The organism is Alphaproteobacteria bacterium, from assembly GCA_017308135.1.
GTDB lineage: Bacteria > Pseudomonadota > Alphaproteobacteria > CACIAM-22H2 > CACIAM-22H2 > Tagaea.
On the sequence record JAFKFM010000008.1, the window covers coordinates 860,802 to 884,402 of the forward strand.

The 23,601-nt window shown below is 64.9% G+C and carries 27 protein-coding genes and 1 tRNA gene; 14 read left to right on the top strand and 14 right to left on the bottom strand.

The window, feature by feature from the left end; all coding sequences use genetic code 11:
- Positions 1 to 23 precede the first annotated feature (23 nt).
- Positions 24 to 1,916 carry a potassium transporter Kup gene (locus J0H39_12300; GenBank protein MBN9497529.1) on the bottom strand — a complete coding sequence of 631 codons (1,893 nt, stop codon included), beginning with the start codon at positions 1,914 to 1,916 and terminating at the stop codon, positions 24 to 26.
- 136 nt (positions 1,917 to 2,052) lie between these two features.
- On the opposite strand from J0H39_12300, the gene J0H39_12305 reads away from it, so the two are divergent.
- From J0H39_12305 to rimO, 3 genes are all read left to right on the top strand, one after another.
- Positions 2,053 to 2,676 (top strand): rhomboid family intramembrane serine protease, encoded by a 624-nt coding sequence (locus J0H39_12305; protein ID MBN9497530.1) that lies wholly within the window; start codon positions 2,053 to 2,055, stop codon positions 2,674 to 2,676.
- The gene (locus J0H39_12310; GenBank protein ID MBN9497531.1) at positions 2,673 to 3,689 is read left to right on the top strand and encodes a hypothetical protein; all 1,017 of its coding nucleotides are present in this window, start codon (positions 2,673 to 2,675) and stop codon (positions 3,687 to 3,689) included. Before J0H39_12305 ends, J0H39_12310 begins: the two co-directional genes overlap by 4 nt.
- A 241-nt stretch (positions 3,690 to 3,930) precedes the next feature.
- Positions 3,931 to 5,283: a 30S ribosomal protein S12 methylthiotransferase RimO gene (rimO, locus tag J0H39_12315; protein ID MBN9497532.1), complete on the top strand. Its 1,353-nt coding sequence runs from the start codon at positions 3,931 to 3,933 to the stop codon at positions 5,281 to 5,283.
- On the opposite strand, the gene J0H39_12320 is transcribed toward rimO, so the two are convergent.
- From J0H39_12320 to J0H39_12330, 3 genes are all read right to left on the bottom strand, one after another.
- Complete coding sequence (locus tag J0H39_12320; protein MBN9497533.1) at positions 5,280 to 5,627, bottom strand: hypothetical protein; 348 nt, start codon at positions 5,625 to 5,627, stop codon at positions 5,280 to 5,282. The genes rimO and J0H39_12320 overlap by 4 nt on opposite strands.
- Positions 5,628 to 5,711: 84 nt before the next feature.
- A tRNA-Leu gene (locus J0H39_12325) sits at positions 5,712 to 5,798 on the bottom strand.
- A gap of 17 nt (positions 5,799 to 5,815) precedes the next feature.
- Entirely contained in the window at positions 5,816 to 6,577 is a 762-nt protein-coding gene (locus J0H39_12330) for a competence/damage-inducible protein A (protein MBN9497534.1), read from the bottom strand.
- A 28-nt stretch (positions 6,578 to 6,605) separates the two neighbouring features.
- On the opposite strand from J0H39_12330, the gene J0H39_12335 reads away from it, so the two are divergent.
- Genes J0H39_12335 through J0H39_12365 form a run of 7 tightly spaced genes read left to right on the top strand, consistent with a single transcriptional unit; the run spans position 6,606 to position 11,539 of the window.
- Complete coding sequence (locus J0H39_12335; protein ID MBN9497535.1) at positions 6,606 to 7,301, top strand: YkgJ family cysteine cluster protein; 696 nt, start codon at positions 6,606 to 6,608, stop codon at positions 7,299 to 7,301.
- 30 nt (positions 7,302 to 7,331) lie between these two features.
- Positions 7,332 to 8,165: a type I methionyl aminopeptidase gene (map, locus tag J0H39_12340; GenBank protein MBN9497536.1), complete on the top strand. Its 834-nt coding sequence runs from the start codon at positions 7,332 to 7,334 to the stop codon at positions 8,163 to 8,165.
- A 53-nt stretch (positions 8,166 to 8,218) separates the two neighbouring features.
- Entirely contained in the window at positions 8,219 to 8,941 is a 723-nt protein-coding gene (gene radC, locus J0H39_12345; GenBank protein ID MBN9497537.1) for a DNA repair protein RadC, read from the top strand.
- Between the two features lie 13 nt (positions 8,942 to 8,954).
- On the top strand, positions 8,955 to 9,278 hold the full coding sequence (locus J0H39_12350) for a nitrile hydratase subunit beta (GenBank protein MBN9497538.1): 324 nt from the start codon (positions 8,955 to 8,957) through the stop codon (positions 9,276 to 9,278).
- Entirely contained in the window at positions 9,275 to 9,568 is a 294-nt protein-coding gene (locus J0H39_12355; protein MBN9497539.1) for a nitrile hydratase subunit beta, read from the top strand. The genes J0H39_12350 and J0H39_12355 overlap by 4 nt, the downstream gene beginning before the upstream one ends.
- Positions 9,565 to 10,209 carry a nitrile hydratase subunit alpha gene (gene nthA / locus J0H39_12360; GenBank protein MBN9497540.1) on the top strand — a complete coding sequence of 215 codons (645 nt, stop codon included), beginning with the start codon at positions 9,565 to 9,567 and terminating at the stop codon, positions 10,207 to 10,209. Before J0H39_12355 ends, nthA begins: the two co-directional genes overlap by 4 nt.
- Before the next feature lie 13 nt (positions 10,210 to 10,222).
- Entirely contained in the window at positions 10,223 to 11,539 is a 1,317-nt protein-coding gene (locus J0H39_12365; GenBank protein ID MBN9497541.1) for an adenylosuccinate lyase, read from the top strand.
- On the opposite strand, the gene J0H39_12370 is transcribed toward J0H39_12365, so the two are convergent.
- On the bottom strand, positions 11,540 to 12,433 hold the full coding sequence (locus J0H39_12370; protein ID MBN9497542.1) for a LysR family transcriptional regulator: 894 nt from the start codon (positions 12,431 to 12,433) through the stop codon (positions 11,540 to 11,542).
- Between the two features lie 151 nt (positions 12,434 to 12,584).
- Here J0H39_12370 and J0H39_12375 point away from each other — a divergent pair, with 151 nt between their 5' ends.
- Positions 12,585 to 13,520 carry a DMT family transporter gene (locus J0H39_12375; protein ID MBN9497543.1) on the top strand — a complete coding sequence of 312 codons (936 nt, stop codon included), beginning with the start codon at positions 12,585 to 12,587 and terminating at the stop codon, positions 13,518 to 13,520.
- On the opposite strand, the gene J0H39_12380 is transcribed toward J0H39_12375, so the two are convergent.
- From J0H39_12380 to folK, 8 genes are all read right to left on the bottom strand, one after another.
- Positions 13,498 to 14,853 carry a globin-coupled sensor protein gene (locus J0H39_12380; GenBank protein MBN9497544.1) on the bottom strand — a complete coding sequence of 452 codons (1,356 nt, stop codon included), beginning with the start codon at positions 14,851 to 14,853 and terminating at the stop codon, positions 13,498 to 13,500. The genes J0H39_12375 and J0H39_12380 overlap by 23 nt on opposite strands.
- Positions 14,854 to 15,080: 227 nt before the next feature.
- The gene (gene era, locus J0H39_12385; GenBank protein MBN9497545.1) at positions 15,081 to 15,995 is read right to left on the bottom strand and encodes a GTPase Era; all 915 of its coding nucleotides are present in this window, start codon (positions 15,993 to 15,995) and stop codon (positions 15,081 to 15,083) included.
- Positions 15,992 to 16,687 (bottom strand): ribonuclease III, encoded by a 696-nt coding sequence (gene rnc, locus J0H39_12390; GenBank protein ID MBN9497546.1) that lies wholly within the window; start codon positions 16,685 to 16,687, stop codon positions 15,992 to 15,994. The genes era and rnc overlap by 4 nt, the downstream gene beginning before the upstream one ends.
- Positions 16,684 to 17,439: a signal peptidase I gene (gene lepB, locus J0H39_12395; GenBank protein ID MBN9497547.1), complete on the bottom strand. Its 756-nt coding sequence runs from the start codon at positions 17,437 to 17,439 to the stop codon at positions 16,684 to 16,686. Before lepB ends, rnc begins: the two co-directional genes overlap by 4 nt.
- Positions 17,440 to 17,495: 56 nt before the next feature.
- Positions 17,496 to 17,897, bottom strand: a complete 402-nt coding sequence (locus J0H39_12400) for a holo-ACP synthase (protein ID MBN9497548.1) — start codon at positions 17,895 to 17,897, stop codon at positions 17,496 to 17,498.
- The gene (locus tag J0H39_12405) at positions 17,894 to 20,071 is read right to left on the bottom strand and encodes a bifunctional (p)ppGpp synthetase/guanosine-3',5'-bis(diphosphate) 3'-pyrophosphohydrolase (protein ID MBN9497549.1); all 2,178 of its coding nucleotides are present in this window, start codon (positions 20,069 to 20,071) and stop codon (positions 17,894 to 17,896) included. Before J0H39_12405 ends, J0H39_12400 begins: the two co-directional genes overlap by 4 nt.
- Before the next feature lie 144 nt (positions 20,072 to 20,215).
- Positions 20,216 to 20,614: a DNA-directed RNA polymerase subunit omega gene (locus J0H39_12410; protein MBN9497550.1), complete on the bottom strand. Its 399-nt coding sequence runs from the start codon at positions 20,612 to 20,614 to the stop codon at positions 20,216 to 20,218.
- A gap of 105 nt (positions 20,615 to 20,719) precedes the next feature.
- Positions 20,720 to 21,217 (bottom strand): 2-amino-4-hydroxy-6-hydroxymethyldihydropteridine diphosphokinase, encoded by a 498-nt coding sequence (folK, locus tag J0H39_12415; GenBank protein ID MBN9497551.1) that lies wholly within the window; start codon positions 21,215 to 21,217, stop codon positions 20,720 to 20,722.
- Positions 21,218 to 21,316: 99 nt separating this feature from the next.
- On the opposite strand from folK, the gene J0H39_12420 reads away from it, so the two are divergent.
- Genes J0H39_12420 through J0H39_12430 form a run of 3 tightly spaced genes read left to right on the top strand, consistent with a single transcriptional unit; the run spans position 21,317 to position 23,386 of the window.
- Entirely contained in the window at positions 21,317 to 21,976 is a 660-nt protein-coding gene (locus J0H39_12420; GenBank protein ID MBN9497552.1) for an NYN domain-containing protein, read from the top strand.
- Complete coding sequence (locus tag J0H39_12425; protein MBN9497553.1) at positions 21,973 to 22,626, top strand: uracil-DNA glycosylase; 654 nt, start codon at positions 21,973 to 21,975, stop codon at positions 22,624 to 22,626. Before J0H39_12420 ends, J0H39_12425 begins: the two co-directional genes overlap by 4 nt.
- Before the next feature lie 31 nt (positions 22,627 to 22,657).
- Entirely contained in the window at positions 22,658 to 23,386 is a 729-nt protein-coding gene (locus J0H39_12430) for a hypothetical protein (protein MBN9497554.1), read from the top strand.
- Here the strand turns inward: J0H39_12430 and J0H39_12435 are convergent.
- Positions 23,349 to 23,570, bottom strand: a complete 222-nt coding sequence (locus tag J0H39_12435; GenBank protein ID MBN9497555.1) for a DUF2061 domain-containing protein — start codon at positions 23,568 to 23,570, stop codon at positions 23,349 to 23,351. The genes J0H39_12430 and J0H39_12435 overlap by 38 nt on opposite strands.
- Positions 23,571 to 23,601 lie beyond the last annotated feature (31 nt).

Below are 23,601 nucleotides of genomic sequence, written 5' to 3' on the forward strand. Positions count from 1 at the left end.
CGCTTTCCTCCCGTTGGATTTTTTTAGATTTCGACTTGGGTGCCCAACTCCACGACGCGATTCGACGGAATGCGGAAGAAATGCGTGGCCGCGTAGGCGTTGCGCGACAACGCGATGAACAGCTTCTCGCGCCAGCGCGGCATGAGCGGCTTGTTCTTCGGCACGAGATTCTCGCGCCCGAGGAAGAACGACGTGTCCATCAAATCGAATTTGAGGCCGTAAGGCATCGCCAAGCGCAAGGCGCGCGGAATATTCGGGCCTTCCATGAACCCGTAATGCAGCACGACGCGCCAGAAATTCTTGTCCAGCGCCTCGACCTCGATCCGATCCTTGTCGGCGACGGCGGGGATCTGCTCGGTCACGATCGTCAGCAGCACCACGCGCTCGTGCAGCACTTTATTGTGCTTCATGTTGTGGAGCAGCGCGTAAGGCACGCCGTCGGTCGTGCCGGTCAGGAACACCGCCGTGCCCGAAACGCGCGGCGGATTGCCGTCCTTGATGCGCGCGATGAACGGATCGAGCGGCACCGTACCTTCGTGCAGGCGTTCGTTCAGGATGCGCCGGCCGAGCTTCCAGGTCGTGAAAATCATGTAAAGGCCGGTGCCGATCACCAACGGCACCCAGCCGCCATCGACGATCTTGGCGAGATTGGCGAAGAAGAAGGTCAGGTCGATCGTCAGCAGTGCGATCGTGATGCCGCCCGCGAGCCAGCGCGGCCAGTTCCACACATGGCGCGCGACGACATAGGCGATCAGCGTGGCGACGCACATTTCGCCCGAGACCGACACGCCATACGCGGCGGCGAGCGAGCTCGAATCCTGGAAACCGATCACGAGGGCGAGCACGCAGGCGCACAGGATCCAATTCACGCGCGGCACGTAGATCTGGCCGATTTCGGTTTCCGACGTGTGGCGCACCTCCAAACGCGGCAGGAAGCCGAGTTGCACCGCCTGGCGCGCGAGGCTGAACGCCCCGGTGATGACGGCTTGCGAGGCGATCACCGTCGCCGCGACGGCGAGCGCGATGGTCGGATAGAGCAGGATATCCGGCACCATCAGATAGAACGGATTGGACGCCGCCTGGGGCTCGCGGATCAGCAAGGCGCCTTGGCCGAAATAATTCAACACGAGGCACGGCTGTACGAAGCAGATCCAAGCGAGGCGGATCGGACGCTTTCCGAAATGGCCGATATCGGCATAGAGCGCTTCCGCCCCCGTCAGCGCCAGGAACACGGCCCCCATCACCAGGAAGCCGCGCAAACCGTCGGCATAGAGGAAATGGATTCCCCAATAGGGATTCAGCGCGTGCAGCACTTCGGGCGTCTTGACCAGCGAGATGACGCCCAGCACGCCCAGCACCGCGAACCACAGCGTCGTGATCGGGCTGAAAAACGCGCCGACTTTGGCGGTTCCCTTGCGCTGAAAAACGAACAACGCCACCAGCACGACGCAGGCGACCGGCACGACGAAATTCGCGAATTCGGGGGCAGCGACCTTGATGCCCTCGGCCGCCGACAACACGGAAATCGCCGGCGTGATGACCGCGTCGCCGAAGAACAACGCAGCACCGAACAAGCCCGCCGCCAGAATCGGCACGCCGCGATGCGTGCCCTCGGGCGCCTTGCGCATGGCCAGCGCCATCAGCGCGAACATGCCGCCTTCGCCGCGATTGTCGGCGCGCAGGATGTAGGTCACGTATTTGAGCGTGACGACGATCACCTGCGTCCACACGATCAGCGACAGCACGCCGAGGACGTGATCGACCGTCGGGTCCATCGGGTGCGGGCCGGTGAAGGCCTCGCGCATCGTGTAGAGCGGCGAGGTACCGATATCGCCGAACACGACGCCGATCGCGCCGAGTGCGAGCGCGAATAGGCGTTTGTCGCCTTCCGGCGCATCTGAACTGCTGGATGCCATGTGTTTGTACGCGGAGTATCCGTTCGCGGGATGCGCGTTTGCCTGTCGCGAATTGCGCGGACTCTGCCTCAAGCGCCGATTCAAAACCAGCGCCAGATTGTCGCCGCGTGCCGACTCCTTATATAAGGTCGCGAATATGGCACGCCGTTCCGAACCCGCAATCAATCTTCCGCCCGCGACGCTCGCCCTGATCGTCCTGGTTTTCGTCGCCCATGTCGCGCTGTTGCTGATGGGCGACGACGCGCGCTGGATCGCCTACGAACAATTCGGCTTCGTGCCGTTGCGTTATTCCGGCCCCGCCAAACTGGATTGGCCGGCTTTCGTCGCGCCGTTCACCTATCTGTTCATCCACGGCGACTGGATGCATCTGGGTATCAATCTCGTCACCCTGACGGCGTTCGGTGCGGGCGTGGAGCGGCGCATCGGCGCCTTCAATACCGTGTCGCTGTTCTTCATGAGCGGTGCGATCGCGGCGGGCGCGCATTACGCCGTCTACACAAACTCGGCCGAGCCGGTGATCGGCGCTTCGGGCGCCATCTCGGGGCTGATGTCGGCGGCGTTGCTGGCGTTGCGCGAAAGCGGACGCATGGGCCGCAGCCCGATCTTTATCATGGCGGCGCTGTGGATCGCCGCCTTCACCCTGCCCGATCTCTTCTCCAACCAGCTCGTGCAGGGCGCTTCGGTCGCTTGGGTCGCGCATATCGGCGGCTTCGTCGCGGGCCTCGTGCTCTATCGTTTCTTCGCAGGCAGGCCCGTATGACGATCCCCTACGAGATTCTCCGCAAGGCGATGCTGCCGCTCGACGGCACGATCGCCGATGACGTGCCGTCGATCCTGAAGGCCTATGCCGCCATCGTGCCGATGGAACGCTGGTCGAAGCTCGAAATGATCGACTTCACCTCCGGCTCCTGCCTGATGCCGATGGCGTTCGCCGCCGCCGGTGCGCGCAAGCTAACGGTCAACGACGCCGCCCCGCGTTCGCATCTCGCCGCGCGCTTCCTGTTCGGCGCGCGCAAAATCGACGCGAAGCGCGTCGCGTCGCTGCTATCGGCCAAACGGCCGAGGCTGCTGGCGCATGTGCCGACCTTCCATTTCGCCTGCGATTATCTGACCGAGCCAGTCTGCGACGTGTTCGACAGGCTTTATCACGCCGACGCGCCGGCGGCCGAACGCGACGGCTTGCGCTATCTCGCCGTGCGCTGGGCGCTGGGCTTCGCGCCGTCGATGGTCGACGGGTTCGAGATTCTCTACACCCACGACCCCAAGCAATTGCGCGCGATCAAGGACGTCGATTGGAAACCCTATCTCGCGCGCGAAGCGAAACCCGCCAGCGTGTTGGCGGCGCATGTGCGCGAGCTCAACGCCGCGATCGATGTGCTGGGGCCCAAGCGGACCGCGCTGCATATCGGCGACATGAAAGACCTCGCGCGTCGCTTGAAGCCGCGCGTGCCGTGCTTCGCCGCCGTCAATCCGCCCACGCGCGGCTTGGACGAATACACGATCGACGATCAGCTCGTGCACTCGCTGATGGAAAATCGCTGGCTGCCGCTGTCGCGCACCTCGGAATCGCATCGCGATTTCTGGGTGAAGCGCGTCGACGCGGCGTTGCGCGAATTGCCCGCCGGCACGCATTACATGGTGTGGGGCGGCGACGGCTCGATGGCGTTCGAGGAATGCCTGAAAATCTGGGAAATCTATGGCCGCCCGCTGCATCTGAAGCGGCTGGGATCGCGCCCGAATTCGGCCGGCTGGGGTATTTTTGAAATACACTAATTCAGAGTGAAAATTGCTGATATTCCAGCGATTTTCCGATTTACCCCCTTGCCAGACGGCAAATTTAATCCATATCTATCATCATGCTCGCGCACTCCCCCTGCACGAGCGCATGTGATCCGATCACCCCCCCTCGATCGGATTGCCACCAGACCCCGGCGCCCCCGCGCCGGGGTCTTTCAGTTTCGGGGACGGCGCATCGCTGGTTTTAAATGCCGCGAGGGCCTATATGTCCCGCCCCATGACCGCCGCACCCCGCACCAAAGCCGCGCCCGCCAAGGCCGCCCCGAAAATCGGAATCGTCAGCCTCGGCTGCCCGAAGGCGCTGGTGGATTCCGAACGGATCCTTACCAAGCTGCGCAGCCAAGGCTACGAGATCGCGCCCGATTACGCGGGCGCCGACGCGGTGATCGTAAACACCTGCGGCTTCCTCGACAGCGCGCGCCAGGAATCGCTCGATGCGATCGGCGAGGCGATGCGCGAAAACGGCAAGGTCATCGTTACCGGCTGCCTGGGTGCGGATAGCGGCCTGATCAAGGAAACGCACCCGAAGGTGCTGTCGGTTTCCGGGCCCCATCAATACGAGCGCGTGGTCGAAGCCGTGCACGCGGCCGTCCCCCCGGTCCACGATCCCTATCTCGATCTGGTGCCGCCGCAGGGCTTGCGCCTGACGCCGCGCCATTACGCGTATTTGAAAATCTCCGAAGGCTGCAATCATTCCTGCAGCTTCTGCATCATCCCGTCGATGCGCGGCAAACTCGTCTCGCGACCCGCCGGCGAAGTGATGATCGAAGCCGAACGCCTGGCGCTCGCCGGCGTGCGCGAACTCCTCGTCATCAGCCAGGACACGTCGGCCTATGGCGTGGATATCCGCCACGCCGAAAGCCCGTGGCGCCGCCGCCAGGTGCGCGCGCATATGACCGATCTCGCCGCCGCATTGGGCGAACTCGGCGTGTGGGTGCGGCTCCACTACGTCTATCCCTATCCGCATGTCGACGACGTGATCCCGCTGATGGCGGAAGGCAAAATCCTTCCCTATCTCGATATCCCGTTCCAGCACGCGAGCCCCTCGGTGCTGAAGGCGATGAAGCGCCCCGCGCATGGCGAGAAGACCTTGGGCCGCATCGCCCAATGGCGCCGCGACGTACCCGATATGACCGTGCGCTCCACCTTCATCGTCGGCTTCCCTGGCGAAACCGAAGCCGATTTCCAAATGATGCTCGATTGGCTCGACGAAGCGCAACTCGACCGCGTGGGCTGCTTCAAATTCGAGCCGGTCGAGGGTGCAAAAGCGAACGATCTTCCCGGCGCCGTGCCCGAGGAAGTCAAAGAGGAGCGCTGGCATCGCCTGATGGCCGCCCAGCAGAAAATCTCGGCCGCGCGCTTGAAGCGCTTCGTCGGCCGCGAGATGGACGTGCTGGTCGACCATGTCGACGTCAAGAAGGGCGTGGCGGTCGCACGCTCCAAAGCCGACGCGCCCGAGATCGACGGCGTGGTGAAGGTGAAGAACGCCAAGGCGGCGCGCGCGGGCGAGTTCCTGAAGGTCCGCGTCGACAAAGCCGACGCCTACGATCTGCACGCGACGGCGATCTAACGCTTCGCCATCAATTCCGCGAGCAGACGCTGGAACGCGGCGGCGTCGATCGTCGCCTCGCCTGCTTCGCTGCGCAGTTCCAAAAAGCGCGAAGCGCCCGTCGCCGCGAACAAGGCCGCCTGCTCGGGCTCCAGCGTCGTCCAGTGGAAGGCCTCGTCGACCGACGGCCGGAACGGGGCGCGACCGCCCTTGTTGGCTTGGTGGAAGACTTCGAGCCCGTGGATGCCCTTGTCGGTCAGCGTCACCTCGACCTCCAGCCGCCCCCACGGCGTGTCCGCGCCATAGGTGACGATCGCCGCGTCGGGCGCGCGGAAGATGTAGGACATCTCGCTGAGAATCGGCACGAAAGGCATCGCGCCCTTTTATGCCATCGGCCCCCGAGTCCATCCGAGGCGCATGCTCAAACACGCGCTATTTCGGATTCGCCGTGGTGCCCGCTGCCGGACTCGAACCGGCACGCCCGGAAGGGCTCAAGATTTTAAGTCTTGTATGTCTACCAATTCCATCAAGCGGGCACGATTTGGCGGCGCGACTATAACGGCGGTTCGTCCGTGGGCGTACCGCCATGTTTGCGGATCAGCGCCGCCGCTGCTTCGGCCACTGCCTTCAGCCGCGCGCGATCGGCGCCGCGAATGACGATGGCGTTGCGGAACGTGCCGTCCGGGCGCTGACCGGGATAGGAGCCGATATCGACGTCGGCGTTCGCCTTCTGCAAGGCGGCGAGATCGTCGCCGATCTTCCCTTCCGCCACGTCCGACACGACCGAATGCGACAGCAGGATCGGCCCGCCCTTCAGCGACGACGCGATCCCTTCGAACATCGCCTGCAAGATGCGCGGCACGCCCGCCATCACATGCACGTTGCCGATCTTGAAGCCCGGCGCCTTGCTGATCGGATTCGGGATCAATTCGCTGCCGCGCGGCAGCGTCGCCATGCGCAAACGTGCCGGCGTCAATTCCGCGTCGGACGTGTAGTTGCTGCGCAAAATGGCGCGCGCGCGTTCGTCGACCTCCCACGGCACGCCGAACGCCTTGGAAACGCATTCGGCGGTGATGTCGTCATGCGTCGGCCCGATGCCGCCCGAGGTGAAGACGTAGGTGTATTTGGGCCGCACCTCGTTGAGCACCGAAACGATGATCGCTTCGTCGTCGGGGATCACCCGCGTCTCGCGCAGGCGAATGCCCATGGCGGTCAAGCGCTCGGCGATCCAGCCGGAATTGGTGTCCTTGGTGCGGCCCGAGAGGATCTCGTTGCCGATCACCAGAATGCAGGCGGTAGGGGCTTGGTCTGTCATGATCGAATCCTATTAGTATATTTATCCGATGACCGACACTGTTCTCGCCGCCAGATATGCTGCCGCCGATCAAATGTCGAGCGGTCACGGGATTTTGGCCGTCGCGGAAGCCGCCCTCGCCGCCCATCGGGTGTTCGACCGGGTTTGGGCGCGCGCCTTCCCCCAGGTCGATGCGGTCGGCGCCATCGCCTGCAAGGCCGGCTGCGGCTGGTGCTGCCACCAGCATGTCGCGATCTTGCCGGCCGAGGCGGTCGCCATCGCCCGCGCGATCGACGGCACGAAACTCGCCGAGCGCTTCGACGGGCTCGCCCCCGCGATTTTGGGCAAGTCGAACGCGCAGCGCAAAGCCGAGAAGCGCGCCTGCGCTTTCCTGATCGACGGCGCTTGCGCGATCTACGAGGTGCGGCCCAATCGCTGCCGCGCCACGCATTCGCGCGATCTCGATTTCTGCAAGGCGCGCTACGAGCTCGGCCGCTCGCCCGCGACCAAGCCCGCGAAATCCATTCCGCTGGAGCCCGCCTTGATCGGCGATCAGGTGTTGAAGGGCCTGGGCCAGGCGCTGGCGGCGGCGGGGCTGGACGTCACCCCCCTCGAACTCACCCACGCCGTGGCGGCGTTACGCCGCGATCCCCATTTGGCCGAGGATTACGCCAAGGGCCGCAATTTTCCCGCCCACGCCCAGGCCCCGGACGACCCGCAAAAGGATACCGCAGCCCTGGCGTAAATCGGCCGGAGCGCTTATATAGCCCGCAGAATGACCGACGTTATCGCCCCCACGCCGCTCCTCGATTCCGACGGGCGGCCCGTCAAATTCCACGGCCCCGAAGGTTTCGCGGGCATGCGCGCGGCGGGCAAACTCGCCGCCGAAACGCTCGACTATATCGGCCCGCTGGTGAAGATCGGCGTGACGACGGGCGAGATCGACCGCCTGTGCCACGAATTCATCGTGAAGCACGGCGCCCGCGCCGCGCCGCTCGGCTACAAGGGCTATCCCAAATCGGTCTGCACGTCGGTCAATCATGTCGTGTGCCACGGCATTCCCGGCGACAAGCAGCTGGAAGACGGCGACATCATCAATATCGACGTGACCGTCATTCTCGACGGCTGGTACGGCGACACGAGCCGCATGTTCCTGCTGGGCGATGTGGGCGTGCGCGCCAAGAAGCTGGTCGATACGACCTACGAAGCGATGATGGCGGGGATCGAGGTCGTGCGGCCCGGCGCCACGCTGGGCGATATCGGGGCGGCCATCCAGCGCGTGGCCGAAGGCCAGCGCTTCTCGGTCGTGCGCGATTTCTGCGGCCACGGTTTGGGCCGCGTGTTCCACGATTCGCCGTCGGTCCTGCATTACGGCAAGGCGGGCACGGGCATGCGCCTGCAGCCGGGTATGTTCTTCACCATCGAACCGATGATCAACGCGGGCGATTGGCGCGTGAAGGTGCTGTCGGACGGCTGGACGGCCGTGACCAAGGATCGGTCGCTGTCGGCGCAGTTCGAGCATTCGATCGCCGTGACCGAAACGGGCTACGAGATTTTCACGTTGAGCCCGGCCGGCCTGCACCGCCCGCCTTATTCGTTCGCGGGTTAAGCCTTCTTCCGACGGTTGTACGGCGCGAATACGCGTGTATCATTCCACGCGTGATGTCCGATGACTCCCCTTCCGACGAAACCGGCGGCGTGGCCGAAGGCCCCGCCCCGCATTATCACGGCCATCGCCAGCGTCTGCGCGAACGCTTCCGCAAGGCGGGCGGCGGCGCGCTCCAAGATTACGAACTGATCGAGCTGCTGCTGTTCGCCGCGATCCCGCGCCGCGACGTGAAGCCGCTCGCCAAGACGTTGATTCAGCGTTTCGGCTCCTATGCCGAGTTGCTGTCCGCGAGCCGCGAGGAACTCGCCGCGGTCGACGGCTTGGGCGACGTGGCGATCGACACGCTGCTCGCCGTGCGCGAAGCGGCCGTCCGCTTGGCGCGCGCCGACGCGACGGACAAGCCGGTGCTCAGTGGCTGGGAAAAGCTGATGGATTATCTGATGGCGGATATGGGCCGCGCCAAGCAGGAGCATTTCCGCCTGCTGTTCCTCGACAAGAAGAACCGCCTGATCCACGACGAGATCCACCAGAAAGGCACGGTCGACCATGCCCCGGTCTATCCGCGCGAGGTCGCCAAACGCTGCCTGGAAATCGGCGCCTCGGCCGTTATCCTGGTCCATAACCACCCCTCGGGCGACAGCAAGCCGAGTCGCGCGGATATCGACATCACGCGCGAAATCGACAAGGCGTTGAAAATCATCGGCGTGACCGTCCACGACCATGTCGTGATCGGCCGGCGCGGCCATACCAGCTTCAAGTCGATGGGGTTGTTCTGATAGTCTGCGGGCTATGAGATCCCATCACGACATGGGCGGCATCGAGCCGTTCGCCTCGCAACCGATCGACCGCGCGGAACACGAATTGTCGGAATTCGACAAACGCGTGGACGCGCTGGTCAATCTTCTGTCGCACCCGTCGCGCGCGTTGATGCGCGTCGACGAAATGCGCAATTCGATCGAGGCGATGCCGCCCGAGGAATACGACCGCGCACTCTATTACGAAAAATGGATCCACGCGGTCGCCGAAATCATGGTCGCCAAGGACGTGATCGGCGAGGAGGAACTCGTCCTCAAACTCGCGGACCTCAAGGAAGAGGACGGTGAGGAAGCATGAGTTTCGCCCCCGGAACGCGCGTGACCGTGCGCAACGACTGGCCCGAGGCGAAGGGCGTGAAGGTCCATATCCGCACGCCGCATTTCGTGCGCGGCAAAACGGGGCGGATCGAAACGCTGATCGGCGAATTCGGCGATCCCGAATTCCTGGCCGTCGGCCGCAAGGACGCGCCGAAGCGCGCGCTCTATATGGTCGTGTTCGACCGCGCCGATCTGTTTCCCGGCACGGACGCGCGTAACGAAACCCTGACCGCCGATCTTTACGAGAATTGGCTGGAGCCTGCGCCATGAGCGGCGATCATCACGACCATCTTCACACGCATGACGATCACGCGCCCGTCGGCGCGACCGAGCCACGGCCGGAATACGCGCGGCTCGAACGCGCCGTGCGCGAATTGCTGATCGCCAAGGGCGTCATCACCGCCGAAGACGTGCGCAAGCAGATCGAGCTGATGGATAGCCGCACGCCGGCGATGGGGGCGAAGATCGTCGCGCGCGCCTGGGTCGATCCGGCGTTCAAGGCGCGGCTGATGAAGGATGCGAAAGCCGCCGCCGACGAGATGGGCGTGGATACGTCCAACTCCGCGACCGTCGTGGCGCTGGAAAACACGCCCGCGCGCCATCACGTGGTCGTGTGCACGTTGTGCTCCTGCTATCCCAAGGCGATTCTCGGTGTACCCCCCGCTTGGTACAAGTCGAGCGCCTACCGTGCGCGCACCGTCAAGGAACCGCGCAAGGTCTTGGCGGAATTCGGGACTTTCCTGCCCGAAAGCGTCGAAATCCGCGTCGTCGATTCCACGGCCGATATGCGCTATCTGGTCGTGCCGATGCGACCCGCCGGGACCGAGGGGTGGAGCGAAGACCGCCTCGCCGCCCTGGTCGGCCGCGACAGCATGATCGGCACCGCACTCGCCGACACACCGAAGAATTAACGAAGGACGATCGATGATCCCGCGCTATAGCCGCCCCCAGATGACCGCGATCTGGGAGCCCGAGAGCAAATTCCGCATCTGGTTCGAAATCGAAGCCCATGCCTGCGACGCGCAGGCCGCCCTTGGCGTGATCCCCAAGAAGGCCGCCCAGACGATCTGGAAGAAGGGCAAGTGGGAGATCGCGCGCATCGACGCGATCGAGCGCGAGACCAAGCACGACGTCATCGCCTTCCTGACCAACCTCGCCGAATATGTCGGCCCCGACGCGCGCTTCGTGCACCAGGGCATGACCAGCTCCGACGTGCTCGACACGACCTTGTCGGTGCAGCTGGCGCGCGCAAGCGATCTGCTGCTCGACGGCGTCGATCGCGTTCTCGCGGCCCTCAAGAAGCGCGCGAACGAAACGAAGTATCTGCCGACGATCGGCCGCAGCCACGGCATCCATGCCGAGCCGACGACCTTCGGCTTGAAGCTCGCGGGCTTCTACGCCGAGTTCGCGCGCAACCGCAAACGCCTGGAAGCCGCGCGCGCGGAAATCGCGACCTGCGCGATTTCGGGGGCCGTGGGCACCTTCGCCAATATCGATCCGCGCGTCGAAGCGCATGTCGCCAAGAAAATGGGCTTGGTTCCGGAAACGATCTCGACGCAGGTCATTCCGCGCGACCGGCACGCGATGTATTTCGCCACGCTGGGCGTCATCGCCTCGTCGATCGAGCGTTTCGCGATCGAAGTCCGGCATCTCCAGCGCACCGAAATGCGCGAGGCGGAGGAATTCTTCAGCCCGGGCCAAAAGGGCTCGTCGGCGATGCCGCATAAGCGCAACCCGGTGCTGTCGGAGAATTTGACCGGCCTCGCGCGCATCGTGCGCGCCGCCGTGACGCCGGCGCTGGAGAATGTGGCGCTGTGGCACGAGCGCGATATCTCGCACTCCGCCGTCGAGCGCGTGTTCGGGCCCGACGCGACGATCACGCTGGATTTCGCGCTCCATCGCCTTGCCGGCATGATCGAGAAGATGGTGATCTACAAGGATCGCGTGAAAGCCAACTTGGACGCGCTGGGCGGCCTCGTCCATTCGCAGCGCGTGCTGCTGGCGTTGACGCAAGCCGGCGTCAGCCGCGAAGACGCCTATCGCATCGTGCAGTCGAACGCGATGGCGGCGTGGTCGTCCGGCGGCTCGTTCCAGGACCGGCTGAAAGCCGATCCGATCGTCGCCAAGAAGGTGAGCCCCAAGCAAATCGACGCGATGTTCGATATGGGCTACCACACCAAACATGTCGACACGCTGTTCGCGCGTGTGTTCGGCAAGCCGAAGGCGAAGAAGCGGCGCTAACTAACCCCGCGCCATATGCTGGCGACCGGCGGCGGCGAGCGAATCCAAAAACGCGCGCGCCGCCGGGGCGAGGCCCGCTTTGCGCGCGACCGCGCACAGCTTGCGCCGCGCGGGCGGCTCCAGCGGGATCGCGGCCAGGCGCCGCTCGCCCGACGGCACGACGAGTTCGGGCACGATCGACACCCCCACCCCTTCGCGCACCATCGCCAGCAACGCGGCGGGATCGCGCACCGAGAACGCGATCTTCGGCGTGATTCCGTCGGTCTGGAAAATGCCGCGCACGTCGTCTTCGCAGCCGGCGTTCGACATCACGAAGGGTTCGTCCGCGATATCGGCCGGGCGGATCGAACGGCGCGCGGCCAAGCGATGCTTGCGCGGCATGATGGCGAGGAAATCGTCCTCCGCCACCGGCACCGAATCGTAATCCTTGGGCACTTCGGCGGTCAGGCCGATATCGATGGCCCCGCCGGTCACCCAATCGCGGACTTCGTTGTCGGTCCCTTCGATCAGCACGACTTCGATGCCGGGATAGCGCGCACCGAAATTCTTGACGATCGGCGGCAGCAGCCGCGCGGCGGCCGACGCGACCGAGCCCACGCGCACGCGGCCCGATTGCAGGCCGATCAGCACCTGGGCGCGATGGCGCACGCGTTCGATCGCTTCCAGCGCTTGGCGCGCATCCGATTGGATGGCGGCCCCCGCCGCCGTCGGCGCCACGCGGCCGCGATTGCGCAGCAGCAGCACCACGCCCAAGGATTCCTCGAGTGCGGCGACCGCCTGGCTGACGCCCGACTGGGTTAGCCCGAGTTTATGCGCTGCGGCGGTGAACCCGCCTTCTTCCAGCACGGCAAGAAACGCGCGCAGCTGGCCGACATTGATGCTCGACGAACTCATGCGTAACTTCCCTGAAGGCACGGCGTTGCTGGTGCGGCCCGTCTTGTGGCGGGTGTATCGATCCAATAAAGCGCTATTAGCTTACGTCATGGCCGTCATGATTTCAATTTGATTTACTAATGGGCATCCGGCGCTCTAGCGTTCGCCCCCTATGATCGACCAAGCCAAGCCCGCCTCCGCCCTGACCGGCTATGCCTGGGGACTGTTCGCCATATCGATCTGGGTCGCCTGGATGGTGGCGACGCGCGCGGGCGCCAAAAGCGAACTCGACGCCTACGACCTGACGGCGCTGCGCTTCGCGCCCGCCGCCCTGATCATGCTGCCGGTCGCGTGGCGCCACGGCATCAACCCCGCCCGGATCGGCTGGGGTGTATGGGCGATTCTGGTGTGCGGCGCGGGCGTCATCTATTCGGTCGCGTCGGCGACCGGCTTCCGCTATGCGCCGATCAGCCACGGCTCGGTCCTGCTGCCGGGCACGATGCCGCTGTTCACGGCGATTCTATCGGTCTTGATCCTGGGCGAGCGGATCGCGGGGCCGCGCAAGCTCGGCTTCGCGCTGGTTCCGGTCGGCGTCGTCACGCTGGTTTTCGCGGGCGCGCATGACGGCGCCACGGGGCAGGAATGGATCGGCCAATCGATCTTCGTCGCCGTGGCGACGTTGTGGGCGGCCTATACGGTCACGATCCGCAAAACCGGCATCGCCCCGCATATCGCCATCGCCTATGTCTGCGTCTGGTCGGCGATTCTGTTCCTGCCGCCTTACGCCGTCCACGTGCTGACCGCGCAATCGCCCGGCTTGCTGCGCGCAAGTTGGGGCGAATGGGCGGTACAGGCGCTGTTCCAGGGCGTGTTGTCGAGCGTCGTTTCGCTCTACGCCTATAACCGCGCGATCGCGATCCTGGGATCGTCGCGCGCGGCGGCCCTCGCCTCGCTGGTGCCCGTCCTCGCCTCGCTCAGCGCCATTCCGATACTCGGCGAGTGGCCGACAAGCACCGATTGGCTGGGCTTGGCGGCCATCACGGCGGGCGTCTATCTGGCGACCGGCGCGCCGTTGCCGGCGTTCCTTACGCGGCGCGGATCCGGCTGAGGAACGCGTTCACTTCCTGGCTCAAGCGTTCGGCGTTGCGGCCCAGCTCGTCGGCCACTTCGACGACCTGATTGGACATGCGTCCGGTCGCGGCGGCCGAATCCGACACGGTCTTGATCGTGTCGGTCACGCCCGTCGTACCGGAAGCGGCCTGCTGCACCGAGCGTGCGATTTCCTGCGTCGCCGAACGCTGCTGCTCGACCGCGGCGGCCACACCTTGCGCCACCTTGTCGAGATCGGCGATCACGCGATCGACGTCGCGGATCGCGCCGACCGAGGCTTGCGTCGCTTCCTGCACGCCGGTGATCGACTTGCCGATTTCCTCGGTCGCCTTCGCGGTTTGCCCTGCGAGGCTTTTGACCTCGCCCGCCACGACCGTGAAGCCCTTGCCCGCATCGCCCGCACGCGCGGCTTCGATCGTGGCGTTGAGCGCCAGCAGATTGGTCTGGCCCGCGATCTGACGGATCAAATCGACGACGCTGCCGATATGATCGGTCGATTGCGCGAGGCCGGAGATGAGCTGGTCCGAGCGCTGCGATTGCTGGGCCGCGCGCGCGACGATGCGCGCCGTTTCCTCCATCCGCGCGCCGATCTCGCGGATCGAAGCGGAAAGCTCCTCCGCCGCCGACGCCACCGTCTGCACGTTATCCGACGCGGATTGCGCGGAGTTGGCGACCGCCTCGGCCTGGGTCGATGTATGCGACGCGGCTTGCGACAATTGCCCGGCCGTGGCGCGCATCGATTCGGCCGCGTGCGCGACGCCATCGACGACCTTCTTCACGCTGGCGTCGAACTCGGCCGCCAGAGCTTCGAGCTTCTTGTCCGCGGCCTTCTTGTTCTCTTCGAGATAAATCGAGATCGCGTAATCCATGTCGAGCATGGTCGCTTTCAGCAACGCCGATTGCACCGCCGCGATCTTCGCGTTCGCTTGGGCGGGATTCCAGCGGCTGTTATAGGCGCGCACCACCGCATCCATCAGCCGCGCGGCGATGAAGGCGTAACCGCCGATATACCAGCGCGGATCGAGGCCGATGCGGCTGTGGCGCTGGCCGATACGCCGGACCGCCGCGATGTAATCGGCCGAGAACTCGCCCGAGACGATATTGCGCCAATGCTCGATCTGCGCCGCGCGGCCGCGCGCCATCGCAACGTCGCCGCCTTGGAACATCGCCGACATTTCCGGGAATTTGCGCAGATGCTCGTAGAACGCGTCCATCACGCCGGGCACGACCGCGTCGACCATCGGCTTGGCTTCCCGCAACACGGCGCGCGACGCGGGATCGAGCGCGATGAATTCCAGACGGCGTGAAAGTTCGTTATCGGTACCGGACATGTTTTCTCCCCCGAAAATGTAAAATCCGTTCGCCAACCCTTCCGGGCGCGCACGGGAAATTCGGGGCCCGGCCGTTTAATCCGACATAAAATACCGATGCGGCAGAAGCGCGCAGTTGAGGGATTTACAATTCAATCGGACCGGAACGCGGCAAATTCGGTTCCAGATCCGGGAAATCCAGACGCGAAACGAGCGTGATATCGGCCCGGCCGTGAAAAGCGACGCGATCAACCCTTCTCGGGATTGAACTCCAGGCCCCATTCCCGGAAGAAATCGCGCTTCTCGTCCCATTTGGGATCGACCTTCACGTGCAGGAACAGATGCACTTGGCGGTCGAGCAACTTGGCGAGTTCGAAGCGGGCACCCTGCCCGATCGTTTTGAGCATCGCGCCCTTGGCGCCGATCACGATCTTGCGCTGGCCTTCGCGCGCGACATGGATCGTCTGTTCGATGCGCGCGGAGCCGTCCTCGCGCTCCTCGAATTTGGTCGTCTCGACCGCCGACGAATAGGGCAGTTCCTTATGCAGCTTGCGGAACACCTGTTCGCGCGTCACCTCCGCCGCCAGCAAGCGCGCCGGAAGATCGGAGATTTCGTCTTCGGGGTAATGGAACGGGCCTTCGGGCAGCTTCGCGAGCAGCTTCGATTTCAGCACGTCGCAGCCATTGCCGGTTTGCGCCGAGACCATGAACACGTCGCGGATATGGCCCGTCTCGGAATAGCGCTTGGCCAATGCGAGCAATTCGTGCGGCGCGATCAGATCGATCTTGTTGATCGCGAGATCCGCCTTCAGGCCGCGCTTGGCGAGACCGTCGAGAACGATCTTCTCCTCCTCGTCGCCGTCGCCGCGCTTCAACGCGCGCGGCGCATCGACCACCAGCAGCACGGCGTCGGCTTCCTCGACGCCGCGCCACGCGGCATCGACCATCGCGCGGTCCAAGCGGCGCTTGGGCGCGAACACGCCGGGCAGATCGACGAAGATCGCCTGCGTTTCGTTCTCGACCAGAATGCCGGTCACGCGCGTGCGCGTCGTCTGCACCTTGGGTGAGACGATCGCGACCTTGGCGCCGACCAGGCGATTGACCAGCGTGGACTTGCCCGCATTGGGCACGCCCAGCAACGCGACGAAACCGCAGCGGCTCATATCTTCGATCCTTCCAGGCGCGCCAGCAGCTTCGCGGCGGCGTCGCGTTCGGCTTCGCGTTTGTTGGGCCCCGAACCCGTTTCGGGCGCGTGGCTTTCGACCGTGACGCGCACGGTGAAATGCGGCGCGTGCGCCACACCGGTCTGCGTCAGCACTTCGTAGATCGGCAGCTTCAAGCCGCGCCCTTGCGACCATTCCTGCAACGCGGTCTTGGGTTCGCGCGGCGGGGCACCCGCTTTCGCAAGCAAGGGCGCAAACAGTTTCGCGACCAATGCTTGCGCGGGCGCCATGCCGCCATCGCGATAGACGGCCCCCACGCAGGCCTCGAACGCGTCGGCCAGCACGCCGGCCGCTTCGCGCCCGCCGCCCTGCTCCTCCGAGTTCGACAATTCGAGGGCGGCGCCGATATCCAATTCCTTGGCAAGGGCGGCCAGCGTTTCGCGGCGCACGAGCTGCGCATGGCGCTTGGCGAGATCGCCTTCGTTTTCGTCGCCGTAGCGCTTTTCCAAAAGATCAGCGACGACGAGGCCCACAACGCGATCGCCGAGGAACTCGAGCCGTTCGAAACCCACGCCGCTGCGCTTCTTGTCGCCGCGCCTTCCGAGCGAGGAATGCGCCAAGGCGGCGGTCAGCAAATCGGGATCGGCGAAGCGATGGCCCAAAGATTCTTCGAGGGCCTTGCGTGCCGTCAACGGATCGCGCCCAGCAGACGGGAATAGCGGATCGCCGTCAGCGCTTCCCACGGACGCGCCAGCGACCAATTGCCGTCGGTCGAGAAGAACAGGAATTGCGCGCGGCCGACGATATTCTCGAACGGCACGAAGCCGACGGCCTCGGGATCGCGGCTGTCCTGCGAATTGTCGCGATGATCGCCCATCGCGAAGAAATGATCGGGCGGCACGGTGAACACGGGCGTGTTGTTGTACGGCCCCTCGTTCGTCATCTTCAAAATGCGATGCTCGCGCCCGCCGGGCAGCGTTTCCATGAACTGGGCGTAGCGCACGGCGAAGCCGCGCTCGTCGTCGACGAAATCCGGCAGGCGGCGCAAATTCGCGGCTTCGTCGTTGATGTAGAGCACGCCGCCGGTCACGCGCACTTTGTCGCCCGGCAGGCCGATCACGCGCTTGATGTAGTCGGTCTTGCCGTCGCGCGGCAGTTTGAACACGACCACGTCGCCGCGATCGGGCGCCGAGCCCGCGATACGACCGTCGAACAGCCGGATGCCGTAGGGCAACGAGGCGAAGGAATAGCCGTAGGTGAATTTCGAGACGAACAGGTAATCGCCGATCAACAGCGTGGGCACCATCGACGCCGACGGGATGTTGAACGGCTCGTACAACACGGTGCGGATACCAAGCGCGATCAGCACCGCGTAGACGATCGTTTTCACGAACTCGACGAGGCCGGAGGCGGTTTGGCCGCGGGGGACGGGCGGTGTCTGCATGATGCCGGAAAACCGTGTTTTGACGGGCGGGATAAGGCCGCCGCGCGGTGTTGAAGTCAAGTGGCCGGAACGGCCGAGATTATCACGATGGCGCTGGCGATCGGCGGATCGTCGGTCAAACTCACGTCGATCTGGGCTTTCATGCCCTTGGGCACCATTTCGGCGAGACGGATCGCCGCCCCGCCGGTCAGGCGCATCGTGGGCTTGCCGCCGGGCAGATTCACCACTTCCATGTCGCGCCAATAGACCGCTTTGCGGAAGCCGGTGCCCAGCGCCTTCGAGCACGCTTCCTTCGCCGCGAAACGCCGCGCGTAGGATTCCGCGCGCGCCGCGCGCCGGTCGGATTTGGCGCGCTCGCCCACCGTGAAGATGCGATGGGTGAAGCGCTCGCCGAAACGTTCCAGCGTCGCCGCGACGCGGCGGATATCGACGAGATCGGACCCGAGCCCCAAGATCATCCGCGCGCGCGCTCGGCCGAGTTGATAACCGGGGTCGCGCGCAGCGCCGCGATGACGTTGGTGAGATGCTTCACGTCGCGCACTTCGACGTCGATGATCATCTCCCAGAACTCGGTCGTCCGGTTGGTGATCTTCAAATTGGTGATGTTGCCGCCGTTTTTGGCGATCACGGTCGACAGCGTGCCGAGACTGCCCTGCTCGTTGCGCACGACCATCGCGATGCGGCCGACGAAGGCCCCGCCCGGCGTCTCGCCGTCGATTTCCCAGCCGACATCGAGCCAGCGCGCGGGCTGATCGGCGAATTGCTCCAGCGTGTCGCAATCGATCGTGTGGATCGTCACGCCGCGCCCGGTGGTGACGATGCCCACGATGCGATCGCCCGGTAGCGGATGGCAGCAACCCGCGTAGTGGATCGCCATGCCGGGGATCAAGCCCCGGATCGGCACGCGATTGCGCGGCACGTCCGACGTCGCGGCCTTGCCCTTGCGGATCGGCACGACATTCGCGGGCTTGGGCTGGGGCCGCGTTTCGGGGAACAGGATATTCAGAACTTCGCGATCGGAGATCTGCCCCGCGCCGACTTCCGCGATCAGATCCTCGACGTCGTCGGCCTTCAGCGGCTTGACGGCACCTTCCAGCGACTTGTCGGCGTAGTCGTAGCCTTCGGCCTTGAACGCCTTCTGCAACATCGAGCGGCCGAGTTCGACGAATTGCTGGCGCTGCTGGGAACGGATGAAACGGCGGATGCGCGCGCGCGCTTTTCCCGTAACGACAAAACGTTCCCAGGTCGGCGACGGCACCTGCGCCTTCGAGGTGACGATCTCCACCTGATCGCCGTTCGACAGCGCCGTGCGCAGCGGCATCATGCGGCCGTTGATCTTGGCGCCCACGCAATGATCGCCGACGGCCGAGTGCACGGCATAGGCGAAGTCGACCGGTGTCGCCCCGCGCGGCAATGCGATCAGATCGCCCTTGGGCGTGAAGCAGAAGACCTGGTCCTGGTACATCTCGAGCTTCGTATGCTCGAGGAATTCCTCGGGATTGGTCGTGTGTTCGAGAATGTCGAGAAGTTCGCGCAGCCAGCGATACTGACCGCCATCCTTGGCCGCGGCACCGGTTTCGGCGATCGGGCGGCCGTCCTTGTAGGACCAATGCGCCGCGACGCCGAATTCGGCGACGTCGTGCATGTCGCGCGTGCGGATCTGGATTTCGACGCGCTGACCTTCGGGCCCGAAAATGCCGGTATGCAGCGAGCGATAGCCGTTGGGCTTGGCGACGGAGATGTAATCCTTGAAGCGCCCGGGCACGACGCGCCAATGCGAATGCACGACGCCAAGTGCGCGGTAGCAATCGGTCACGTCGTCGACCAGCACGCGGAAGGCCATGATGTCCGACAATTGCTCGAACGCCACGTTCTTGCGCTGGGTCTTGCGCCAGATCGAATACGGCGTCTTCTCGCGGCCGGAGACTTGGGCGTTCAACCCTTCGAATTTCAGCACGCCGGCGATGTGCTCGGCCACGCGGCTGACCACGTCGCCGCCGCGCGCGCGCAAATGTTGAAGCCGCGTGACGATCGACTCGCGCGCGTCGGGATTGATCTGCGAGAAGGCGAGGTCTTCCAGCTCCTCCTGCACGCGGCGCATGCCGATGCGCTCGGCGAGCGGCGCGTAGATATCCATCGTCTCGCGCGCGATACGCTGGCGCTTCTCGGGCTTCGGAATGAAGCCGATCGTGCGCATGTTGTGCAGACGATCGGCGAGCTTCACCAGCAGCACGCGGATATCGGCCGACATCGCCAGCAGCAGCTTGCGGAAATTCTCCGCCTGCTTGGCGCGATCGGATTGCGCCTGTTGCTCCAGCCGCGAAAGCTTGGTGACACCGTCGACGAGGCGCGCGATCTCCGGCCCGAACACGCGCTCGATCTCGTCGATCGAGGTCAGCGTATCTTCGACCGTGTCGTGCAGCAGCGCCGTCACGATCGACGCGGTGTCGAGCTTGAATTGCGTGAGGATGCCCGCGACTTCCAGCGGGTGCGAGAAATACGGATCGCCCGAGGCGCGCATCTGCGCGCCGTGCACCTTCATCGAGAAGACATAGGCGCGGTTGATCAGGTCTTCGTCGGCGTCGGGATCGTAGGCTTTGACGCGCTCGACCAATTCGAAAGCGCGCATCATCGGCGGACGCGCTTTGCGCGGCGCCTCCACCGACGGCGCGGCGGCTACGGCGTCGTCCGCCGTACCCCGCGCGTCGGTACCGCCTTCGATCGGCGGTGCTTGGGTCTCTGTGGTGCCGTCGGGGCCCAAATCCCCGCCCGCCGGTTACTCTTCGACCGCCGCGTCATCCGCCGCGGCAACGTCGGTCTTCACCGTGTCGGCGTCTTCGATATCCATCTCGTCTTCGATGCCGTCCATCGCCGCGTCTTCCGGCACGCCGGCGACATCGCGATCGGCCGCGAGCAGCTCCATCGCGTCGTCTTCCGGCTCTTCGCTTTCGACCTGGCGCTGCAGGCCCTGGATCAGCGACTGGCGCAGATTGTCGAGGGCGAGCGAGTCATCGGCGATCTCGCGCAAGGCGACGACCGGGTTCTTGTCGTTGTCCTTCTCGACCGTCAGCGGCGAGCCCGCCGAAATTTCGCGCGCGCGCTGGGCCGCGAGCATGACGAGCTCGAAGCGGTTGGGAACTTTGACGACGCAATCTTCAACGGTTACGCGGGCCATTCGGCACTCCGGCTCAACGGATAGAAATCCTTGGAAAGGGCTAGGGAATATAGAGGCTTCCGCGCCGCAGCACAATCCCTGAGAAGCCGGAAATTTGCCGCCGGTTCAAGCCCTTGGCGGAATGGGCCGGCAGACCGTGTCGGCCGGCAGCCTGGCAATCAGGCTGGAAATCGGACGGTCCAGGACCGGATGGCGCCAATCCGGGGTGATTTCCGCCAGCGGATAAAGGACGAAAGCGCGGTCCGCCATGCGCGGATGGGGCAGGATCGGCGGCCCATCTTGGACCTTGCCGTCGTAATCGATCAGATCGAGATCGAGGGTGCGCGCGGCGTTGAGCACGCCCCGCACCCGGCCGAATTCCCGCTCCACCCCATGCAGATGCGCCAGCAGCGCTTCCGGCCCGAGTTCCGTTTCGAGCCGCACGACCGCGTTGGCATACCAAGGCTGCGTCGAAGGCTGCGGCCAAGGCGGGCTTTCGTAGATGCGCGAACGCGCCGCGACGCGCAACGGCGCGCGATCGAGTTCGCCGAACGCCGCCGCGATCGCATCGGCGGGCGATGCGAATTTGCCGGGCAAATTGGCGCCGATGGCCACGAGAATCATTCGCGATCCTGCAGCTTGTCCGCGACGTGGCGCCGGGCTAGATAGACCCCATTCCGGCTTCGAACATTTTCGCGTCGGCACATTTGAAGGAGACTCGTTATGGCGTTTTATCCGCAAGAGCGTTTGGCGTTGTTCATCGACGGGCCGAATCTCTACAACGCGGCGAAAGCGCTGGGCTTCGATATCGACTACAAGCGGCTCCTGCAATTGTTCCAGGGCAAGGGCCGTCTGATCCGCGCTTTCTACTACACCGCCCTGGCCGAAGATCAGGATTATTCGCCGATCCGCCCGCTGGTCGATTGGCTGGACTACAACGGCTTCACCATGGTGACGAAGCCGATGAAGGAATTCACCGACAATATGGGCCGCCGGCGCTTCCGGGGTTCCATGGATATCGAGCTGGCGGTCGATATGATGGACCTCGCGCCCAGCCTCGACCATGTCGTGCTGTTCTCGGGCGACGGCGATTTCCGCCGCCTGGTCGAATCGGTCCAGCGCCGGGGCGTGCGCGTCTCGGTCGTCTCGACGATCCGCTCCCAGCCGCCGATGATCTCCGACGAATTGCGCCGTCAGGCCGACACGTTCATCGAGTTGCAAGAGCTCGGCGCCCATATCGCGCGCCAGGGCGGCAGCGGCGGCCAGGGCGGCCGCGAAGGCGGCGGCAACCACCAGCCGCAGACCGGGGCGGGCTATGGCGGCGGCGCGCCGGTGCAGCAACAGCAGCCCATCGCCACGCCGGCCGATCCCAACCGCGAGTGAGCTTCGCCGAACCTTCGCGCGACTGCCCGTTCTGCCCGCGCCTTGTCGGCTTGCGGAACGAACTTCGCGCGAAGTTTCCGACATGGTCGAACGCGCCGGTCCCCAGCTTCGGGCCGATCGACGCCAAGCTGTTGATCGTCGGTCTCGCCCCCGGCTTGAAGGGAGCGAACCGCACGGGCCGCCCCTTCACCGGCGATTACGCGGGCGATCTGCTTTACGCGACGCTGAAGAAATTCGGCCTCGCGAAGGGCGAATTCGTCGCCGATCGCGAAGACCGCGCCTGGGTCCCCGATACGCTGGCGCTGACGGGCGTGCGCATCGCCAACGCGGTGCGCTGCCTGCCGCCGGAAAACAAACCGACACCGAAGGAAGCCGCGACGTGCCGCCCCTTCCTCGTCGCCGAACTCGCCGACATGAAGAATTTGCGCGCCATCGTGGCGCTGGGTCGCGTTGCCCATGATGCCGCCCTTGCGGCGCTGGGCCGCAAAGCGTCGGCCGCCAAATTCGCGCATGGCGCGCAGCACGATCTGGGCGGCGGCCGCGTGCTGGCCGACAGCTATCATTGCTCGCGCTACAACACCAATACCGGCCGCCTGACGCCCGCGATGTTCGAAGCGGTCTTCGCCGCGTTGCTACCGAAACTGGGCTGATCCGATGACGGCGCGCGGGCGTAGACAAATCATGCCCCGCCTCGTCCTCGCCCTCGCCCTCGCGCAATTCCTCGCGCCGTTCTTCCCGCGTCTGACCGGGATCGGCGGCGAAATCGGTGCGCGCGCCACCGAAGCCGGTCTGCCCGCGCCCGAAACGCCCGCGGGCTACGCCTTCGGAATTTGGTTCCCGATTTTCGTGCTCGGCCTCGTCTACGCCGTACGCTTTTGGCGCGATCCGGCGAACGAGAGCTATCGGCATGTGGCGCCATATGCGAGTGCGATGTTCGCGTTCGGCACGGCGTGGATGTTGTGGACGCAGATCATGGGCGCGGGGCTCATGCAATTGCCGCTGATCTTCGGCATGTTCGCGAGCACGCTGCTGGGCTGGCGTCATGTCGATGCGCACGGCGACAAGGCGTTGCCCGTACTGTTCGGCCTGCAAGCGGGCTGGCTGAGTGCGGCCGTGTGCCTCAACACCACAAGCTGGCTGCGCAATTTCGTCGGCGCCACGCCCTTCGGCCTGTCGCCGGAGATCTACGCGCTGGCGACGCTGCTGCCCGCCGCCGCGATCGCGCTTGTCGCGATCTTCGGCGGCCGCGCGAATATCTGGTACGTCGTCGCGATGGTCTGGGCGCTGGCCGGAATCGCCGTTTCGAATATCAACGGCGAACGCTTCGTACTGATCGCGGCGCTGGCGCTGATCGCGCCGGTGCTGCTCGCGTTCAGCGTCCGGACAACGCGCGTTCCGGCTGCACGTTGACCGCGGCGCGGACCTTACCGCCCCAGCGGTTCCACGCGAGTTCGTGAAAATAATAGGCCACGGTGTTCACCATCGGCTCGACCAGCGCGACGGCCGAGGCCAGCACGAAGCTGCCGGTGATCAGGTAACCCACCGTGAAGGCGACGGTGAAGTGGACGACGGCGAAGGTGACGGTCTTCAACATGGGCTTTCTCCTTGGAAAGAAGAATGCCGGT

Excerpts from the sequence above, each read along its gene's own strand:
- map (MBN9497536.1), top strand. The coding sequence starts at position 7,332 with ATGACCGACGTTATCGCCCCCACGCCGCTCCTCGATTCCGACGGGCGG.
- J0H39_12350 (MBN9497538.1), top strand. The coding sequence starts at position 8,955 with ATGAGATCCCATCACGACATGGGCGGCATCGAGCCGTTCGCCTCGCAA.
- nthA (MBN9497540.1), top strand. The coding sequence starts at position 9,565 with ATGAGCGGCGATCATCACGACCATCTTCACACGCATGACGATCACGCG.
- J0H39_12375 (MBN9497543.1), top strand. The coding sequence starts at position 12,585 with ATGATCGACCAAGCCAAGCCCGCCTCCGCCCTGACCGGCTATGCCTGG.
- radC (MBN9497537.1), top strand. The coding sequence starts at position 8,219 with ATGTCCGATGACTCCCCTTCCGACGAAACCGGCGGCGTGGCCGAAGGC.
- J0H39_12355 (MBN9497539.1), top strand. The coding sequence starts at position 9,275 with ATGAGTTTCGCCCCCGGAACGCGCGTGACCGTGCGCAACGACTGGCCC.
- J0H39_12380 (MBN9497544.1), bottom strand. The coding sequence starts at position 14,853 with ATGTCCGGTACCGATAACGAACTTTCACGCCGTCTGGAATTCATCGCG.
- J0H39_12435 (MBN9497555.1), bottom strand. The coding sequence starts at position 23,570 with ATGTTGAAGACCGTCACCTTCGCCGTCGTCCACTTCACCGTCGCCTTC.
- J0H39_12420 (MBN9497552.1), top strand. The coding sequence starts at position 21,317 with ATGGCGTTTTATCCGCAAGAGCGTTTGGCGTTGTTCATCGACGGGCCG.
- lepB (MBN9497547.1), bottom strand. The coding sequence starts at position 17,439 with ATGCAGACACCGCCCGTCCCCCGCGGCCAAACCGCCTCCGGCCTCGTC.
- J0H39_12430 (MBN9497554.1), top strand. The coding sequence starts at position 22,658 with ATGCCCCGCCTCGTCCTCGCCCTCGCCCTCGCGCAATTCCTCGCGCCG.
- J0H39_12300 (MBN9497529.1), bottom strand. The coding sequence starts at position 1,916 with ATGGCATCCAGCAGTTCAGATGCGCCGGAAGGCGACAAACGCCTATTC.
- era (MBN9497545.1), bottom strand. The coding sequence starts at position 15,995 with ATGAGCCGCTGCGGTTTCGTCGCGTTGCTGGGCGTGCCCAATGCGGGC.
- J0H39_12335 (MBN9497535.1), top strand. The coding sequence starts at position 6,606 with ATGACCGACACTGTTCTCGCCGCCAGATATGCTGCCGCCGATCAAATG.
- rimO (MBN9497532.1), top strand. The coding sequence starts at position 3,931 with ATGACCGCCGCACCCCGCACCAAAGCCGCGCCCGCCAAGGCCGCCCCG.
- J0H39_12405 (MBN9497549.1), bottom strand. The coding sequence starts at position 20,071 with ATGATGCGCGCTTTCGAATTGGTCGAGCGCGTCAAAGCCTACGATCCC.
- J0H39_12365 (MBN9497541.1), top strand. The coding sequence starts at position 10,223 with ATGATCCCGCGCTATAGCCGCCCCCAGATGACCGCGATCTGGGAGCCC.
- J0H39_12400 (MBN9497548.1), bottom strand. The coding sequence starts at position 17,897 with ATGATCTTGGGGCTCGGGTCCGATCTCGTCGATATCCGCCGCGTCGCG.
- J0H39_12330 (MBN9497534.1), bottom strand. The coding sequence starts at position 6,577 with ATGACAGACCAAGCCCCTACCGCCTGCATTCTGGTGATCGGCAACGAG.
- J0H39_12310 (MBN9497531.1), top strand. The coding sequence starts at position 2,673 with ATGACGATCCCCTACGAGATTCTCCGCAAGGCGATGCTGCCGCTCGAC.
- J0H39_12410 (MBN9497550.1), bottom strand. The coding sequence starts at position 20,614 with ATGGCCCGCGTAACCGTTGAAGATTGCGTCGTCAAAGTTCCCAACCGC.
- J0H39_12305 (MBN9497530.1), top strand. The coding sequence starts at position 2,053 with ATGGCACGCCGTTCCGAACCCGCAATCAATCTTCCGCCCGCGACGCTC.
- J0H39_12370 (MBN9497542.1), bottom strand. The coding sequence starts at position 12,433 with ATGAGTTCGTCGAGCATCAATGTCGGCCAGCTGCGCGCGTTTCTTGCC.
- folK (MBN9497551.1), bottom strand. The coding sequence starts at position 21,217 with ATGATTCTCGTGGCCATCGGCGCCAATTTGCCCGGCAAATTCGCATCG.